At 69.6% G+C, this 16,321-nt stretch carries 15 protein-coding genes; 8 read left to right on the top strand and 7 right to left on the bottom strand.

Features of this window, described 5'->3' with window-relative positions; genetic code table 11:
• Window positions 1–71 precede the first annotated feature (71 nt).
• Window positions 72–449, bottom strand: a complete 378-nt coding sequence (locus PV343_RS07240; RefSeq protein WP_319145928.1) for an STAS domain-containing protein — start codon at window positions 447–449, stop codon at window positions 72–74.
• A gap of 159 nt (window positions 450–608) precedes the next feature.
• Between PV343_RS07240 and PV343_RS07235 the strand changes: the two genes are divergently transcribed.
• Window positions 609–1,088, top strand: coding sequence for an ATP-binding protein (locus tag PV343_RS07235; RefSeq protein ID WP_319145458.1), 480 nt, complete (start codon window positions 609–611; stop codon window positions 1,086–1,088).
• A 155-nt stretch (window positions 1,089–1,243) separates the two neighbouring features.
• Here PV343_RS07235 and PV343_RS07230 read toward each other — a convergent pair whose 3' ends face one another.
• Complete coding sequence (locus PV343_RS07230; protein ID WP_319145927.1) at window positions 1,244–2,677, bottom strand: pre-peptidase C-terminal domain-containing protein; 1,434 nt, start codon at window positions 2,675–2,677, stop codon at window positions 1,244–1,246.
• Between the two features lie 342 nt (window positions 2,678–3,019).
• Between PV343_RS07230 and PV343_RS07225 the strand changes: the two genes are divergently transcribed.
• The 6 genes from PV343_RS07225 (at window position 3,020) to PV343_RS07200 (ending at window position 9,409) form a co-directional block, all read left to right on the top strand.
• Complete coding sequence (locus PV343_RS07225) at window positions 3,020–3,970, top strand: ABC transporter substrate-binding protein (protein WP_319145926.1); 951 nt, start codon at window positions 3,020–3,022, stop codon at window positions 3,968–3,970.
• Window positions 3,971–3,993: 23 nt separating this feature from the next.
• The gene (locus PV343_RS07220) at window positions 3,994–4,932 is read left to right on the top strand and encodes an amino acid ABC transporter permease (protein ID WP_319145925.1); all 939 of its coding nucleotides are present in this window, start codon (window positions 3,994–3,996) and stop codon (window positions 4,930–4,932) included.
• An 8-nt stretch (window positions 4,933–4,940) separates the two neighbouring features.
• Window positions 4,941–5,693, top strand: a complete 753-nt coding sequence (locus PV343_RS07215; RefSeq protein WP_319146033.1) for an amino acid ABC transporter ATP-binding protein — start codon at window positions 4,941–4,943, stop codon at window positions 5,691–5,693.
• Entirely contained in the window at window positions 5,690–6,922 is a 1,233-nt protein-coding gene (locus tag PV343_RS07210; RefSeq protein ID WP_319145924.1) for a M20 family metallopeptidase, read from the top strand. The genes PV343_RS07215 and PV343_RS07210 overlap by 4 nt, the downstream gene beginning before the upstream one ends.
• A 141-nt stretch (window positions 6,923–7,063) precedes the next feature.
• Window positions 7,064–8,356: a cyanophycinase gene (locus tag PV343_RS07205; RefSeq protein ID WP_319145923.1), complete on the top strand. Its 1,293-nt coding sequence runs from the start codon at window positions 7,064–7,066 to the stop codon at window positions 8,354–8,356.
• A 174-nt stretch (window positions 8,357–8,530) separates the two neighbouring features.
• Window positions 8,531–9,409 carry a MurR/RpiR family transcriptional regulator gene (locus tag PV343_RS07200; RefSeq protein WP_319145922.1) on the top strand — a complete coding sequence of 293 codons (879 nt, stop codon included), beginning with the start codon at window positions 8,531–8,533 and terminating at the stop codon, window positions 9,407–9,409.
• A 129-nt stretch (window positions 9,410–9,538) separates the two neighbouring features.
• Here PV343_RS07200 and PV343_RS07195 read toward each other — a convergent pair whose 3' ends face one another.
• Entirely contained in the window at window positions 9,539–10,027 is a 489-nt protein-coding gene (locus tag PV343_RS07195) for a class I SAM-dependent methyltransferase (RefSeq protein ID WP_319145921.1), read from the bottom strand.
• A gap of 532 nt (window positions 10,028–10,559) precedes the next feature.
• On the opposite strand from PV343_RS07195, the gene PV343_RS07190 reads away from it, so the two are divergent.
• Entirely contained in the window at window positions 10,560–11,210 is a 651-nt protein-coding gene (locus tag PV343_RS07190) for a TetR family transcriptional regulator (protein ID WP_319145920.1), read from the top strand.
• 200 nt (window positions 11,211–11,410) lie between these two features.
• Here the strand turns inward: PV343_RS07190 and PV343_RS07185 are convergent, their stop codons facing one another.
• The 4 genes from PV343_RS07185 to PV343_RS07170 all read right to left on the bottom strand — a co-directional run bounded on the left by PV343_RS07185 (window position 11,411) and on the right by PV343_RS07170 (window position 16,214).
• On the bottom strand, window positions 11,411–12,481 hold the full coding sequence (locus PV343_RS07185; protein WP_319145919.1) for an alkane 1-monooxygenase: 1,071 nt from the start codon (window positions 12,479–12,481) through the stop codon (window positions 11,411–11,413).
• A gap of 354 nt (window positions 12,482–12,835) precedes the next feature.
• Window positions 12,836–13,285 (bottom strand): DUF6114 domain-containing protein, encoded by a 450-nt coding sequence (locus tag PV343_RS07180; RefSeq protein ID WP_319145918.1) that lies wholly within the window; start codon window positions 13,283–13,285, stop codon window positions 12,836–12,838.
• 86 nt (window positions 13,286–13,371) lie between these two features.
• On the bottom strand, window positions 13,372–14,013 hold the full coding sequence (locus PV343_RS07175; protein ID WP_319145917.1) for a DUF6230 family protein: 642 nt from the start codon (window positions 14,011–14,013) through the stop codon (window positions 13,372–13,374).
• A 1,307-nt stretch (window positions 14,014–15,320) separates the two neighbouring features.
• Complete coding sequence (locus tag PV343_RS07170) at window positions 15,321–16,214, bottom strand: methyltransferase domain-containing protein (RefSeq protein ID WP_319145915.1); 894 nt, start codon at window positions 16,212–16,214, stop codon at window positions 15,321–15,323.
• Window positions 16,215–16,321 lie beyond the last annotated feature (107 nt).

The following is a 16,321-nucleotide window of genomic DNA, read 5'->3' as shown; positions in this document are numbered from 1 at the left end:
CCGTCACGCGGTCGTGATCGCCGGCGTCGGCCGTGCGTCCCTCGCCTCCGACGAGGCTTTCCCGGGATGCGTCAGTCCTTGAGTGCTTCGGGGAGGCTGGTGTAGCAGTCGATGACAGTGTCGATGCCGACGATGGTCAAGGTGCGCCGGACGGAGTCGGTGGGGCGGGCGAGGCGGAGCCGGCCGCCGGCGTCGGTGAGGGTGCGGTGGGCGGCGATGAGGATGTTGATGCCGCTGGAGTCCATGAAGGTGACCTGGTGGAGGTCGACCACGACGCGGGTACGGGGCGTGCTGGCGGCGTCCAGGGCCCGTCGGAGCGTGTCACCGGTGTGGTGGTCGATCTCCCCGGATGGCGTCAGGACATGGATGTCGGCCGTGGCGTCGGCCGTGACCTGGAGCCGGTCCGGCTGTGGGAGGTTCTGGGGGTCCGCCACTTCTTCCTCGGTCATGTGGGTGATACTGGCACGGCGAGATCGTCGCCTGGAATCGTTGCCCCGCATATGCCAGGTGATGCGTGGATGAGACGAAGGCAACACCGGGGTGTCAGGCGTCACCCTGCTTGGTGCGGGTATACGCGTCAGGTGATTGGGGCAGTGAAGGCGGCCGCGATGGAATCAGTGCCCGTGGGGGAGGACGACACCACGCCGGGCGAGCGGTTGATCCAGACCACGGTGGCGTTGGACGGGGACGGGTCGGTGATCGCCCAGGCCCGTCATCTGGCGGCCGATTTCCTGGCCCGGGTGCAGTCGGTGCACGGTCTGCCGGTCTCCCAGCGGGCGATGGACCTGACCCAGCTGGTGGTCAGCGAGCTGGTCACCAACGCCCGCAAGTACGCTCCCGGGCCGGTCCTGCTGGATCTGCGGATCGCCGGGGACACGGTCGAGGTCGTGGTGTGGGACTCCGACCCGGTGCTGCCGGTGGCCAGGGCCGCCGACGCGGGCCGGGTGGGTCAGCACGGCCTGGAGATCGTCATGGCGGTCGCACAGGGCTTCGAGGCACAGCGCGAACCGGTCGGCAAACGCATCACCGCCCGCATCGCGCTGGCCGACGACCCCGGCGGCGCCGTCACCGGACTCACCCCCCAGTAGACACGGCCGGGCCGTCAGGTCCAGGCCTCTCGACGCCGAACCGGTGCAAGGGCCGCCCGACGGGTTCCCAGGCAGGTATGCCCCCGTGTGCGAGGAACCGGGACGTTAAGGATTCCGTCTCGGTCCCGCTCTCGGTGGCGACGTGGACCAAGCGGTCAGGCGGTGTTCACGTCGCAGGCGTAGGTGGCGAAGCCGGAACCGGCGTAGGACTCGAGATCCAGGTAGTACGTCCCGCTGCCCGAGGCCGTGCGGGTGTAGGTGAGGGACTCGTCGCTGCCTCGGCCGTCGTTCACCGACCTCGTGAGCGTGCTCCCGGACGAATCGAGGAGATAGGCGTCCGCGTCGTACGCGTCGGGGATCGCGCAGGAGATGGTCGCGGTCGCGCCCGAGGTCAGAGAGAACCTGAAGTAGTCCCGGTCGGAAGTAGTGCTCAGGGCACCGGTCAGGGTCACCGAAGGCGTGCTCGACGCGATGTCGTCGGCGGTGGAGCGGGAGTCGTTCGGCTCGCTCTCGCTCACTGTCGTGCCGCCGCCCGAGGTTCCGCAGCCGGTCTCGGGTGCGCCGTTGTACAGGTTGGCGTCGGGCACGCCGTTGTTGACGCTGCGCCGGTAGTAGCCGCAGGTGGGGCGGCTTGCGAAGTCGAAGGTCCGGCCGCCGGTGAGGTGCCAGATCTTGTAGTTCGAGAAGGTCAAGGGCTTGCCGGCGACGGCCTGCTCCGGCTGGTGGTCGCCGAGGACGACGTAGGCGTCGCTGCCGTAGAGGGTCGCCAGACCGTTCCTGTCGATGTAGAGGGAGCTGCCTCCTTCGTTGATGCCCACGCCCCACGCCTTGCCCTGCGTGGTCAGGCCGTCCTTGATGGCGCGGGCGACGAACGCCATGGTGCGGCCCATGCGGTCGCGGGCGACGAAATGGGAGTCGTTGATCGTGTCGCCGTAGTTCGGCCAGTTGAACATGCCGGTGGTGAACGTGACGGATCTGTCGTAGGGATTGGCGAGCGCGGCGGCCGAGGTCGCGCTCGCGGTGCACGCGTCGTACACGACGGAGCTGTTGATGTGCAGCCCGGCGCTGCCGCCCCCGGCGCCGCCTCCCTTGGCGACGACGGACTGCACTGAGGCCTGGAGCGCTGTGCCCTTCCAGGCGGCGTAGCGGCACTGGTCGCCGCCGGCGAAGTAGACGAACTCCGCGTCGCGGACGTCGGTGTTCAGCTGGGTGTTGTTGCCGTCGGACGCGGTGGTGAGCGTCCAGGTGGTGCACGAGTTGACGCCGGAGAGCGCGGTGATCGTGTCGCACTCGGGGGTCCTGCTGCCCGCGGTGGGGGCCGAGCCGGCCAGCACGACGACGTCGAGGCTTCCGCTGTCGCCGCGGATCGCGTCGATGGCCCTCGTCATGGAGCCACCGACCACGCTGCCGTCGCCGTTCATGGTGAAGGCGGGGCCCGACCAGCTCGATCGGCTGACATCGGATGCGCTGCCGAGGCGGATGCGGTCCGCGGAGGCATGGGCGGGATCACTGGTGACGGCGAGGGTCGTGGCGGCCGCCGCGATCACCAGGAGCGAGGCGAGAGGTCTGCTCAGCGTGCGTGAGGTCATCGTTGCTCCTGGGCTGTGGGACGAAATGGGCGTGAGGGTGCCTGCCCTCTCCCCGTCATGACGGATCGACAGCAGGGGTGTGGGCGGCCGTAGCGGAACATACAAGCCGCTGGGTGTGACGTGAAGATGTAAGGCTGAAGTCGCGGGCGGGGGCTCCGCCGGAGTCAAGAAGATGCCGCATCTACGCACATTTCGGGACTCTTCGTGGGACTGAGGTCGCGTCACCGGAATGTAATTGGCGTTACATCTATGCATGAAGGTCGATGGAATGTAGCTTCCTGCTCTGTCAGAGGGCGAGGGCGGACCTCCCCCGGCAGTACTCCTCGAGAGGGACCGATCGTGATGCCACATTCCTCCCGCCGCACTGTGCTCGGTGTCGCGACCGCCGTCGTGGCGCTGACGACGATGAGCGCCTGCGACGACGGGTCGGACACCGGTGAGGCCGCTTCGGCCGGCGCCGTGAAGGTCGCCGGAGTGACGGTGAAGAAGGACAAGGCCCTGCACGACGCCCTGCCCGCCGGCATCAAGAAGTCCGGGACGGTCCACGTGGCGACCGACGTGCCCTACGCGCCCTTCGAGATGTTCGTCAGTGAGGGCGGCCAGGAGCTCACCGGACTCGACTACGACCTGGGGCAGGCCATCGGCGGGAAGCTCGGAGTGAGGTTCGTCTTCACCCCGCAGAAGTTCGACGGCATCGTGCCCGCCCTGCAGGCCGGCAAGTTCGACGCCGCGATGTCGGCGATCACGGACAACAAGGACCGCCAGAAGGTGGTCGACTTCGTCGACTACTCCCAGTCCGGGTCCGGCGTCCTGGTCGCCAAGGGCAACCCGAAGAAGATCACCACGCTGACCGACCTGTGCGGGTCGCCGGTCGCCGTCCAGGCTGCCACCAACCAGCTCAAGCTGCTCACCGAGACGCAGACCGACTGCACCGCGGCAGGCAAGCCCAAGATCGCCATCTCCACCTTCCCGAAGGACTCCGACGCGCAGCTGGCCCTGCGGTCGGGGAAGGTCGTGGCCGACGTGCTCACCAAGCCCGCCGCGGGCTGGACCGCGAAGACGGCCGATGGCGGCAAGGCCTTCGAGCTGGTGGAGGACCCCAAGGCGCCGGGCGGCTACCACGCCTCGCCCAACGGCATCGCTGTCAGCAAGAAGCTTCCCGAACTCACCGAGGCGGTGCAGAAGGCCCTTCAGGCCCTCATCGACGACGGCACGGCCGGCAAGATCTTCGACAAGTACGGCGTCGCCTCGATCGCCGTCAAGGAAGCCACCCGTAACGCGGCGGTGGACTGACGATGCCCGCCACTTCCACAGCCATGAGCGCCTCATCGCACCGCGAGTCCGCCCCCGACCACATCGACATCGTCCCGGTGAGGCACTACGGCCGCTGGGCCGCCGCCGTGGCGGCCGTGGCGGCCGTCGGGGGGCTGATCGGTTCACTGGCCAAGAACGCCAACCTGCACTGGGACGTCATCGGGCACTACCTCTTCGCCGGCCTCATCTTCGACGGTCTGGCGACGACGCTGTGGCTGACCGCCGCGGCCATGGCCCTCGGTCTGATCCTGGGCACCCTGATCGCGGTCATGCGCCTGTCCGCCAACCCCGTCCTGTACGGACTCTCTTCCCTGTTCGTGTGGATCTTCCGGGGGACGCCGCTGCTGGTCCAGATCATCTTCTGGGGCTATGCCGCGGCTCTGTACAAGAAGGTGCTGATCGGCATCCCGTTCACCCACGTCACGTTCGTCCAGGCCGACACGAACTCCCTGCTCACTCCTGCGGTCGCGGCCCTGCTCGCACTCGGGCTGAACGAGGCGGCGTACGCGAGTGAGATCGTGCGCGCCGGCATCCAGTCGGTCGACCCGGGACAGACGGAGGCGGCCCACTCGCTCGGCATGCGGCCCGCCCTGACCATGCGCCGCATCGTCCTTCCCCAGGCCATGCGGGTGATCATCCCGCCGATGGGCAACGAGACCATCAACATGCTGAAGATGACGGCGCTCGTCTCCGTCATCGCCGCCCACGACCTGATGTCGAACATCCAGGACGTGTACGCGCAGAACTACCAGGTCATTCCCATGCTCGTGGTCGCCAGCATCTGGTACCTGGCCCTGGTCAGCCTGCTGAGCGTCCCCCAAGCCTGGATGGAGCGGCGCTACGGCCGCGGCACTTCGCAAGGCGGCCGGACCTCCCCCGTGCAGCGCATGCTCGCAGGCGCCATCGCGCTGGGCCGCACGAGGAAGGAGTCGGACCGATGAGCGCGCCCATGGTGCACGCACAGGGCGTGCGCAAACACTTCGGCAAGCTCGAGGTGCTCAGAGGCATCGACCTGACCGTCGGCGCGGGAGAAGTGTGCTGTCTGCTGGGCCCTTCGGGCTCGGGCAAGTCCACGTTCCTGCGGTGCATCAACCACCTCGAGACGGTGGACGGCGGCCGGCTCTCCGTCGACGGCCAGCTCGTGGGCTACCGCCGGCAGGGCGACCGGCTGCACGAACTGCGGGAGCGGGAGGTCGCCTCACGCCGCCGCGACATCGGCATGGTCTTCCAGCGCTTCAACCTCTTCCCCCATCTGACGGCACTGGAGAACGTGACCGAGGCGCCCGTACGCGTCGCGGGTGTCAGCCGCGCCGAGGCGCAGGAGGACGGTATGCGCCTGCTGGAGCGGGTCGGCCTCGCCGACCGCGCCGGGCACTACCCCGCGCAGCTCTCCGGCGGACAGCAGCAGCGGGTCGCCATCGCCCGTGCCCTGGCCATGAAACCGAAGCTGATGCTGTTCGACGAGCCGACCTCCGCACTCGACCCCGAGCTGGTCGGCGACGTGCTGGACGTCATGCGGCACCTCGCGGCCGACGGCATGACCATGGTCGTCGTCACCCACGAGATCGGCTTCGCCCGCGAGGTGGGTGACACGGCCGTCTTCATGGACGAAGGCGTCGTCGTCGAAGCCGGACACCCCCAGCAGGTCCTCGTCGACCCCGAGCAGGAACGCACCCGCGGATTCCTCTCGAAGGTCCTGTGAGCGCCCCGGTCCGTCAGCGGCCGCGCACCGCCGCACTGCTGACGCTCGCCCGCGCCCACCAGCCCCGATACCTGAAGGAACTGGCCGAGCTCGTCGCGATCGACTCCGGCTCGTACAGCCCCGCGGGCGTCAACCGCGTCGGCGAGATCGTCGGCGACCGACTGCGGAACCTCGGCTTCGACACCCGCCGCCTCAGCCCGCCGCCTGTCGGCGCCCGCGCCACCGGCGACCTGGTCGTGGCCCGGAAGAAAGGGTCGCTCTCCGTCGAAGACGGCGGCCGCCGTATTCTCCTCGCCGCGCACATGGACACCGTCTTCGAGGACGGGACCGCCGCGGAACGGCCGTTCGCCCTGGCCGGCTCGCACGCCCACGGACCGGGGGTGAGCGACGACAAAGGCGGCCTCGTGGCGGGTCTCACGGCACTGCGCATCCTCGAGGAAACGGGCTTCCAGGAGTACGCCGAACTGGTGTTCCTCGCCGTCCCCGACGAGGAGATCGGCTCCCCGGCGAGCCGCCCCCTCACCGAAAAGGCGGCGCACGGCATGCACTACGCCCTGGCGCTGGAGTGCGCCCGGGAGAACGGCGACATCGTGATCGCCCGCAAAGGCGTCGCCGACTTCCGGCTCACCGTCACGGGCCGCGCCGCCCACGCCGGCATCGAACCGGAACGGGGCGCGAACGCCGCGCTGGCGGCGGCCCACCTCACCGTCGCCCTCCAAGGACTCAACAGCCACTGGGACGACGTGACGGTCAACGTCGGAATGGTGCACGCCGGCACCCGCATCAACATCGTCTGCCCCGAGGCGGAACTGCACGTCGAGGTCCGCTCGGCGACGACGCGAGGCATCCGGCAGGCCCGGCAGGCGATCGAGGAACTCGCCGCACATCCGGCGGTCGCCGGGACCACCGTGCGGGTGGAGCAGCTCGACCTCTGCCCGCCGATGGAGGACACCGACGCCTCGCGGCGTCTCCTGCGCACCGCCCAGTCCATCGGCGCGGAGATGGGGCTGTCCATCGGGGCGGCCGCCACGGGCGGAGTGGGAGACGCGAACCTGATCGCCGGCGCGGGCGTGCCCGTCCTCGACGGACTGGGGCCGGTGGGCGGCGGCGATCACAGCCCCCAGGAGTGGCTGGACACGACCACCGTCGCCCCTCGTGTCGCCCTGCTCGCTTCGCTCATCGCCGAACTCGGCCGCGAGCAGCCTCGGCGACCTGATCCGGCGGCTTAGGCCGGCTCCGCTGTCCCCGCCCGGCCGGTAAGGCCGCCATCCGGCACGGCAACCACACGCACCAGCCGTTGCCGATCCCGCATCGCGGCCGCCGGCCCCACAGCACATCACCTATGTCCGCACACTCCCTGGAGGCACGTCATGCCCACTGCGCACAGAGCCGGTCGCACCGTCCTGGCCGCGAGCACCACGCTCCTGCTGGCTCTGACAGTCGCTCCGGCAGCCGCAGCACACCCGGCCGCCGAACCCCGCTCCGCCGGATCGCTCGTCCTGGTCGGCGGCGGGCTGAAGGACGACAACGACCCGGTGTACGGCGAAATCATCGACCGGGCGGGCGGCAAAGGACGCGCACGGATCGGCGTGCTGACCGCCGCCTCCGTGCCCGAGAGCCAGGACCCGAACGCCGGTGACCCGGCCACGTGCTCCAACTCCGCCTGCAACGGCGCCTACTACGCCGACCTGTTCACCCGTCACGGCGCCGCCGACGCCGAATGGATCCCCGTCGACCTCGACCACGTCGCCGAAGCCGACTCCGACCGCGTCGTCGCCCAGGTCAACAGCATGACCGGGTTCTTCTTCGGCGGCGGCGACCAGTACCGGTACGTGACCAGCCTCCTGCACGGCTCCAGCCACACCGACTCCAAGGTGCTGGCCGCCATCCGTGCCAAGCTCGCCCAGGGCGCCGTGGTGGCCGGGTCCAGCGCCGGTGCCCAGATCGCGGCCGGCGCCGACATGATCACCGGCGGCGACTCCTACGAGGCCCTGCGGGACGGCAGCGCACCCGGCTACTTCGACGACGCCTCCAAGCTCGGCTACCTGCCCGAAGGCGGCTTCGGCTTCCTTCGCTCAGGACTGCTGGACACCCACACCGGTACCTCCGGACGTGAGGGCCGCTCGCTACGCCTGGCCGCCGACACGGGCCACCAGCGCGTCTACGCGCTGGAGGAGAACACCGCACTCGTCGTCGAGCACCCGGGCTCACCCGACGAGAGCATGCGTGTCGTCGGTCCTCAGGGCCTGGCGGTCTTCGACCTGCGGCACACCCGCGTGAGTCGACGCGACGGAGGCTGGTCGCTCATCGGGGCCACCTACGACTACCTCACCGACGGCGACCGCTACGAGCCGCGCCGCTGGCGGGTACGGCCGGCGTCCGACAAGAAGCGGCTGCACGCCCGGGATCGCACTCCGGTGCCTGCGAACGACGACGTCTTCTACTCCCTCGCCGACGACGACGGCGTCCCCTACAGCTTCCGGGGCACCGCGCGCGCCCTCGCGCAGTCCGCGGGGCAGCGGGAGGCCACCGCCACCACATTCGAGTCCGGCCCGCGGTTCACCGTCACCTTCCACAAGGACCGGCACTTCACGTCCCTGACGAACGACGGCACGACGGCGGACACCCTCATCGGGATGACGGTGTCGATCACCCCGAAGTGAGGCTTCCCGCGCAGGCCGGCCCGAGGGCTCCCCGAGAGCGGCGCGACAGAGCCCTCGGCCCGCCGAGCGCGCAGGAAATGCACGGCCCCGGTCCTCATCCGGGCACCACGGGCTCCGTACCCGCCCCGTAGGCTCCATGGACAAGGCCTCCCGGCTCGGAAAAGGAACTTCTCGATGGCTTCAGGCACGCTCGCCGACAAAATCCGGCTCAAGCTGGGGGAACTCAGCCCCGCCGAACGCAAAGTCGGCAGGGTCATGCTGGCGGGATATCCCGCACCCGGGTTCGAGACCATCGCAACCATCGCCGAACGCGCCGCGGTCAGCGCACCGACCGTCCTCCGGTTCGTCGCACGCCTCGGCTTCCGCGGCTACCCCGAGTTCCAGGCGGCCCTGCGCGACGAACTCGAGGAACGAAGCGCCTCACCGCTGGCGCTGTACGAATCGGCCGTCCTGACCCGCTCCGACGCCCCTGACCACTCGGAGGCCGACGAACCGCTGCTGAAGAGCGGCAGCAGGCTGTTCGCCGCCGCGCTCACCCAGTCCCTGGCCGAACTCCCGCCGCACGACCTCGACCGAGCCACCCAGCTCCTCGCCGACCCCAAACGACGGATCGTCCTCGCCGGCGGCCGCTTCACCCATCTGCTGGCCCAGTACCTCGGTCTCCACCTCATGCAACTACGCGACGACGTGGCTTTCCTCCCCGATCGTGACGTCGAGCGCACCGCCACCCTGGCCGCGCTGACACGCCGCGACGTGCTCGTCGTCTTCGACTACCGGCGCTACGAGGAGGACAAGGTGGCCATGGCTCAGCTGGTGCGGGAGCGGGGCGGCAAGGTCGTTCTCTTCACCGACACGTGGCTCTCCCCGGTGACCGCGCACTCGGAGGTCGTCCTGCCCAGCCAGGTCACCTCGCCCTCACCGTACGACAGCCTGGTCCCGACGATGGCCGTGATCGAGACCGTCGTCGCGTCGGTCATCGTGTCGCTCGGGGAGGCCGCGCACCAACGCCTGCGGCACGGAGAGAACATCGCCCAGCGGATCGGCCTGGTCTGACCACCGGATGTGCGGGGGCTGCCACGGACTGGCACGACAGGCCGTGCTGATGGGTGCCCGCACTCCACCACCCAGAAGGTGCTCGTCCGGGGGAGTGGGACCTGGCCTCCTCTACAGCTGGAGACGCGCTCAGACGCAGGCGCGCAGGACGACGAAGTGGCGATCGTGTGAGCCGGTGGACCATTGCTCGACCCTCGTCCAGCCCGACAGCCGGGCGTGCCCGACCAGGGCGCGGGCTCCGACGACGGCCCAGGCGAAGGCGGGGCTCGCGGCCTGATGATCCAAGTGGATGCGAACGCGACGGCGTTCGTCGACGTCGGCACCGGACGTCTCCACGATCAGCAGCCCCTGATCATGAACAAGCTCCCGGACACGACGCAGGAGCATGCGCGGCTCCCCGCCGATGCCGATGTTCCCATCGAGGAGCAGCGCCGTGTCCCACCAGCCCTCAGCCGGCAGCTGATCGAATACTGACCCGCTGTGCGCGGCGCCGCCCCGGCTGACCGTCGCGGCCACGGCCGATGGACAGACGTCGATGCCCAGCGCTTCGTGCCCGCGCAGAGTCAGAGCTTCGACGATCCGTCCGGCGCCACAGCCGATGTCCAGTACACGGCCCACGCAGCGCTCCACAACCCTCTGATCCTCGGTATCGGCCCGCCCGGACCACCTGGCTACGTCAAGGGGCGCCCACCAGCCTTCTCCGTCGCGCAGTGACAGATCGCCCCGCCCTGCGTCGACTGCTTCGGCGTACAGCCGGCCGCCCCAGGGGTCATCGGGGCGTGCCGCCGCCGCACCAGCGGCACTCACACAGGCCCCCCGCACGTCGTCGGACAGCTGGCCATGGCCATCGTCACCTTTTCCGTACTCACCCGCGCACGTCACTCACGCCCTCGCCGCACTCGGCACGTCCTGGACATGGAGGTGCTCCCTTTGAAGGACGGCAGTGGTGACGAGGCTGCGTCCACCCTCGCCCGACCGCGGGCCGGCCGCTATCACTGGTGACCCGGACGGGCGCATCCGCAGGACGGGCGCCCGAGCCAGGAGACACCATGCACCGGAAGCGGCGCGGGACAGGGCCGCAACCGCCACCGCTGCCGCGCGACCCCGGATCCGGCTGCGGGGTCGAACGGGGGTGTCGCAGACTGACCGCATGCGATCCGAACGCCCTCTCCCGGGAGCCCGACCCACGACTGAACAACCGCCGGACCCGCCTCGTGTCGCCTGGCGCAAACAGATGCGCGCGCGGGTACTGCAGGAGGCATGGCAGCTCGCCTCCGAAGCCGGTTGGGACCGGGTCCGCGTGGCCGATCTCGCCCAGCGCGCGGAGGTCTCCCGTCCCTCCATCTACGCCGAATTCGGTGATCGCGCCGGAATCGGCACGGCGCTGGTGCACCGCGAGACGGAGCGTTTCCTCCTGGGAGTCGCCGAAGTGCTGGCCGCCCACCGTGACAGCGTCCCCGCTGCCCTGGAGGCCGGCGTCCATCACGCCTTGGCCGAAGCGGCGCGCAACCCCTTCATACGGGCCGTGGTGACCGCGGCCCGCGGCGGCACCGACGCGCTGCTGCCGTTCCTCACCAGCCGGCCCGAACCGGTCTTCTCTCAGGCATGGCGCCTGGTGGCCGCCTGGCTCGGCGAGGTCGTACCAGAAGCACCGGAAGGCCGCCGTGACGAGGCAGCCGACATCGTCGTTCGGCTCGCCGTCAGCCATATGCTGCTGCCGGGGCCGGACCTTGGCGAGGCCTCCAGCCGAGTGGCCCGGGCGGCCAGCGCGGTGCTAGGGACGGTCCATGAGGTCAAGTGACGTACCTTGCCCAGCCACCGCGCGCCGCCTGCGCACCGGCCGGTCCCGTCCGGTGGAACCGACCGTGCCGGACCCCGCCGGCCCCCTCTGCCTGCTGAAGTCATGACAGGCCGAGGCGCGGTCATGTGAACCCTGGCCCTGCCAGGCGGTGGAAGAGAACCGAGCCCGCCGTCCGCCGCCCGCCAGAGGGGTGGGCCCGGTCAGGCTCGGCCCGGTGCACCGCCGGGCGAGCCCTCGGCGTTTGTCACCTGCCGACCGCGCAACGCGGGACGCAGGTTCGCCCGTCGGGCGTCCCCCGAGTAATGGGCGAGCAGCCTCGGGTCCATCACCCGCCGCCACAACGGGGGGAACCAGGCGAGCACGATCATCGTGGCGTAGCCGGAGGGGAGCTGAGGTGCCTCGTCGAAGTGGCGCAAGGTCTGGTAGCGGCGCAGGGGATTGGCGTGGTGGTCGGAGTGGCGCTGGAGCTGGAAGAGGAAGAGGTTGCTGATCGTGTTGTTGCTGTTCCAGCTGTGCTGGGGCGACACCCGTTCGTAGCGACCGTCCGGGCGGCGTTGGCGCAGCAGGCCGTAGTGCTCCAGGTAGTTCACGGTCTCGAGGAGGCAGAAACCGAGCACGCCCTGCAGAGCCAGGTAGGGCAGGACTCGCCAGCCGAACACCGCGCCGAGCGCGCCGTACAGCGCGACGGTGATGGCCCACGCGCTCAGGACCTCGTTCTGCCCGCTCCACACCGGACGCCCGCGTCGACTGAGCCGGCGCCGCTCCAGGCGCCAGGCGGAACGGACGCTGCCCAGCACGGCGCGGGGGAGGAAGCGCCAGAAACTCTCTCCCATGCGTGAGCTCGCCGGATCCTCGGGAGTGGCGACGCGGATGTGGTGCCCGTGATTGTGCTCGACGTAGAAGTGGCCGTAGCAGCTCTGGGCCAGAGCCATGCGACTCAGTCGGCGTTCCACCCGCTCCCGCTTGTGGCCGAGTTCGTGCGCGGTGTTGATGGCCACACCGGCCACCACCCCGGTGGTGGCGGCCAGCCCCAGGTTTCCTGCGGGGGACAGTGCGCCGTGCGCCCACACATCGCACGCCCACACGAGGGCACCGAACTGCAGTGGCAGGTAGAGATAGGTGCACCAGCGGTAGTAACGATCGTCCTCCAGCGCTTTCATCACCGCCTCGGGCGGATTGGCGCTGTCCCGTCCTGTGACGAGGTCGAGGACCGGGATGAGCACGAAGGCGAAGAACGGGCCCCACCACCAGAGGACGCTGAGCCCAGTCATCCCGGCCAGCGCGCCCGCTTGGAACGGCAGCGTGGGCACAGCCAGCGCGAGGAGCCAGAGGTAGCGCTTGGAATCTCGCCAACCGGGAGCGCCATCCTGAGTCAGGTGTGCCACTAGGTCTCCTCCTTCGCAGGTGCACGCTCCCGCCGGCCCCGCCCGGGTATCGGCGGAAGCGTGCTTGGGGGGAGTTCCGAGAGTGCCATCGTCGTGGTTCGCAGACAAAGGGTGCTCGGTGTAAACATTCTGATGCATAGTCAGGTGGCTACCGTCGCTGACAGGCAGGCGAGGGAGCAGTGGGCGCCGTGAGCCGCCGTCGAGGACGTCCATCTGCCGATCCGGCCCTGCGCCCTCGTGTCAGATCGGCGAGCGCGGTGTAGTCCTCGCTTCTGGAGCCTCTGCATCATGGGGCATCCACGAGCAGGCCAGAGAGCCGCCGATCAGACCGGAGATCAGCCCGAGGAAGAGGCCGCCGAAGTTCGCCACGGGGAAGGAGACGAGGGTGAGCACGAGGGTGGCGATCCCGGAGAACATCCGGAGGTGAGGTTGGTACCAGAGGGAGAGCCCCAGAGTGACGAGCAGAACTCCGATGATCAGGGCTCCGGCCCCTGACGTCGTCGACAGGGCCAGCGGAATCCCGCCCAGGTCCAGCTTCGCGTACGGCCAGTACAGGATCGGCACACCCGCTGTCATAGTGAAGAGCCCCGCCCAGAAGGGACGTTCACGACGCCAGGTTCTGAACTCGTGACGGGCACGCGCTGCGGTGACCCGCGGCCGGGGGCACCTGACTGGGAATTTGGTGATCACGTGTCTTCCTGATCAGCTGCACGCCGTGCGTACGGGCCGGGTGAGGCGGCGGCTGGGACGTTCGGCGATTTCGGTCCGCCCAGGACTCAGAAGCATTCGTGCCGACCGTGCTCGAGTCGCACGCGCAGGCCAGGGATGTTGAACGTACCGGCAGTCAGTGCGACCGCGGTCAAGCGCACGTCGGTCAGGGTGACCGACGTGGCCTGCTGCCCAAAGCCGTCGGGGTCGAAGTTGGGCGAGTTCCTGTCGCCCGGATTGATCGGACCCTTGGTGATCTCCCCCTGCGCGATTCCCTGTTCGAGGCCTCTGAAGTTCGCCTGACCGGCCTCCTGGGACGTCGTGTCGAGGAACAGGTTCGTTGCTTCGACCGGTCGTTCGTCTCCGCCGGTCAGCCTCAGCGTCTGCACTCCCAGAATCGGGATCTCGACCAGTACGGACTGGCACAGCTCGGTGATCGTCGAGTACCGGGATCCGGTGACCATCACCGGCACATGCTTGCCCTGCCTGGTCGAGTCCACCATGCCGTACACGCTGAATCCGCGAGCGGTCAACGTGTCAGCGGTGACCTGGAACTCCTTGCCGGAAATGAGGAACGACGCGGCCAGTACACCCTGTCCCATGGCGATGCCGAGAGCCATGCAGGCCGCCACGCTGGGCACGAGAAATGCTGCAAATCGCCGCCAACGGGTTTTGCCGACGCAGGGCGACAACGCGTCTCCTTCGGTCATGGCGCGAGGCGCCTCTACCTGGACGAAGCAGACACTTCCTCCCTGCCCAGTGACGGATCCTAGACTTCCGGTTGCGGCGATCGGCCGCATGCCGGGACCGCCGTACGGGTGAGGCCATCGCTGCTCGGCCGTTCGGGTGATGTCCTATCGCTTTCCTGCCGCATCTGCTTCGCGGGCCGGATTCCCCCTCCACCGTGCTCGAGGGGGAATTTCCTCGCCCTTCATCAGGAAAGAGTCGGAGTCGGCCCACGGCGACGAACAGCGCCGCCGGCTCGCCGCGAAGAACGGGCACAACGCGCTCACCGCGAGCCTGCACTTCCTCCCTCGGCGCCACGATCACCGTCGTGGGCTACGAGTGGGCCCTGGAAGGCTCAGGTACGGCCGGCGTCTACACGCGGGCCGTCCTCTTCAGCGCGGCAGCGGCACTCGATCGGTCCCCAGGACTCCCGCCAGCACGTCGGCCAACCGCCCCTCGGCGCCGGCCGATGGATCAGGCCTGCTCGCGGCTGTGGGGTCGGAGCACATGTGCCCATCGCCTCCAGTCAGGCCCGTCCCCTGGCGGGCAGTGAGTTGGCGGCGAGCTGCACTGGTGATCGGATACGGCTTTGCCGGGCAAACCTTTCGAGCGCCGCCACGAGATCGCCATGCCGAGCGTCTGCAGACCTCCGACCCACAGACGTCGGGCCGGATCGCACACGTTCCAGGACTTTCAGGGTCCCTCGACAGAGCGGGACGCGCACGTTCGCTGGCCTGATGTACTCGGCGATCTCGGCCTGGCCGTAGGTCTGCTGATCTTGTTGGCGGCCACCGCGCTGATCGGCATCATGATCAACACGATCCCGCCCCCCGGGCGCTCCTGAGCGGTGGGCCTGGTCTGTCCTGCTGCGGCGTGCCCAGGGCCTCTGGCTGTTCCTTCGGATCGAATGAGGCATGGCGTCGTCCCGGAGCGGGGAGCGGTGAGCGGTGACGCTCGCGTGCCATCCATTCCGACGACTGGAGCATGTTCAAGCGCCGCGTCCCTGCGCCAGGTCAAGCGCCCCGGAAGAGGGCGGCGTCATCACCGGCTACCGCGCCGTCGGGGTTCGGGCTGCTCGCAGAGTCGGTCGAGAGCAGCCGGGATCGGGGATGAGGCGTCGGCAGGCACGGTCTTCCACTCGGATCCCGGGGCGTCGAGAACTCCGTGTTCTTCGAAGCCCCGTGCGCGGGCAGGCCCCGGCTCCGGTGACGCGCAGCGCGCACCTGCGCGAGCTTCCCGGCCTCCTGCGACGAACAGAGCCGAGGAGATCGGACAACGCCGTGATTCGCACCTAACCGAGTGCCGGAGGGCGCTCGGCTGGACGCCGTCCCCAGGCCGAGATCAGCGGCGCGAGGGTCAGGTCGAGTTCGCCCGTGTCGATGGCGGCCAGGTGCGCGTCGATCTCGGCGTCGTCGGCCAGCCCGGCCGCGAGCAGCTCGTCGCGCACGTGCCGGATGGTCGCCGCCTCCAGCCGGTCGCACGCCAGCCCGCCGACCGGGAAGGTGCCCGCCGCGGCGACGTCCACCAAGCCCACCTCACGCAATGCCCGCGGCAGTGTCCGGCCGTAGCACAGGTCCGCGCCGCGGCGCGCCAGCAGCTCCCGGACCGCGTCGCGCAACCGGTTGGCCCGTCGCTGCGCAGCGCCGCTGTCCTCCAGGCACGCCCTCGGCTGCAGAGCGGTATCGGCGTCCTCGACCAGCAGCCAGCCGCCCGGCCGTAGCGCTGCCGCCATCGTGGCCAACGCGCTCACCCGGTCGGGTACATGGACCAGCACGAGCCGGGCGTGCACCAGATCGAACGTCCCCGGCTCCGGGGGCGGATCAGCGGCGACGTCGTGCTGGCGCACCTCGTATCCGTCGCCTTCCTTCAGCCACGACGGGTCGATGTCCGTGGCCAGCACGTGCCCGGTCGGACCCACGACCGCCGCGAGCGCCTCCGGGATACCGGGGCCACCGGCCCCCACTTCCCAGCAGCGCGAGCCGGCCCTGACCCCAAGTCGATCGAAGTGCCCACGCGTCACACCGTCGAACAGCTCGGCCAGCCAGACGAATCGCTCGCCCGCCTCGGCGCGCGCGTTGTCCAGCAGGTAGCCGCGGGCGGGAGAGGACTCCCCACCGAGCGCGGTAGTCCCGCCTGTGGGATCCGGCCGGCCACCGACGTGCGACGGGCGGGGCGAGGAAGTCATGACCACATGGTCGACCTTCCCGGGCCCCCAACGCCACGACGACGAGGGATGTCTCACACACCCGGCGAACTCCGCATGTCTACATCACAGTTCGGCACCGTGGCGCG

This window comes from Streptomyces sp. WI03-4A (assembly GCF_033792105.1).
Lineage (GTDB): Bacteria > Actinomycetota > Actinomycetes > Streptomycetales > Streptomycetaceae > Streptomyces > Streptomyces collinus_A.
This window is presented reverse-complemented; position numbering and strand designations above follow the sequence as displayed.

Coding starts and splice junctions, on each gene's coding strand:
- PV343_RS07205 (WP_319145923.1), top strand. CDS start 7,064: ATGCCCACTGCGCACAGAGCCGGTCGCACCGTCCTGGCCGCGAGCACC.
- PV343_RS07185 (WP_319145919.1), bottom strand. CDS start 12,481: ATGACTGGGCTCAGCGTCCTCTGGTGGTGGGGCCCGTTCTTCGCCTTC.
- PV343_RS07175 (WP_319145917.1), bottom strand. CDS start 14,013: ATGACCGAAGGAGACGCGTTGTCGCCCTGCGTCGGCAAAACCCGTTGG.
- PV343_RS07225 (WP_319145926.1), top strand. CDS start 3,020: ATGCCACATTCCTCCCGCCGCACTGTGCTCGGTGTCGCGACCGCCGTC.
- PV343_RS07215 (WP_319146033.1), top strand. CDS start 4,941: ATGGTGCACGCACAGGGCGTGCGCAAACACTTCGGCAAGCTCGAGGTG.
- PV343_RS07200 (WP_319145922.1), top strand. CDS start 8,531: ATGGCTTCAGGCACGCTCGCCGACAAAATCCGGCTCAAGCTGGGGGAA.
- PV343_RS07235 (WP_319145458.1), top strand. CDS start 609: ATGGAATCAGTGCCCGTGGGGGAGGACGACACCACGCCGGGCGAGCGG.
- PV343_RS07170 (WP_319145915.1), bottom strand. CDS start 16,214: ATGACTTCCTCGCCCCGCCCGTCGCACGTCGGTGGCCGGCCGGATCCC.
- PV343_RS07220 (WP_319145925.1), top strand. CDS start 3,994: ATGAGCGCCTCATCGCACCGCGAGTCCGCCCCCGACCACATCGACATC.
- PV343_RS07190 (WP_319145920.1), top strand. CDS start 10,560: ATGCGATCCGAACGCCCTCTCCCGGGAGCCCGACCCACGACTGAACAA.
- PV343_RS07240 (WP_319145928.1), bottom strand. CDS start 449: ATGACCGAGGAAGAAGTGGCGGACCCCCAGAACCTCCCACAGCCGGAC.
- PV343_RS07230 (WP_319145927.1), bottom strand. CDS start 2,677: ATGACCTCACGCACGCTGAGCAGACCTCTCGCCTCGCTCCTGGTGATC.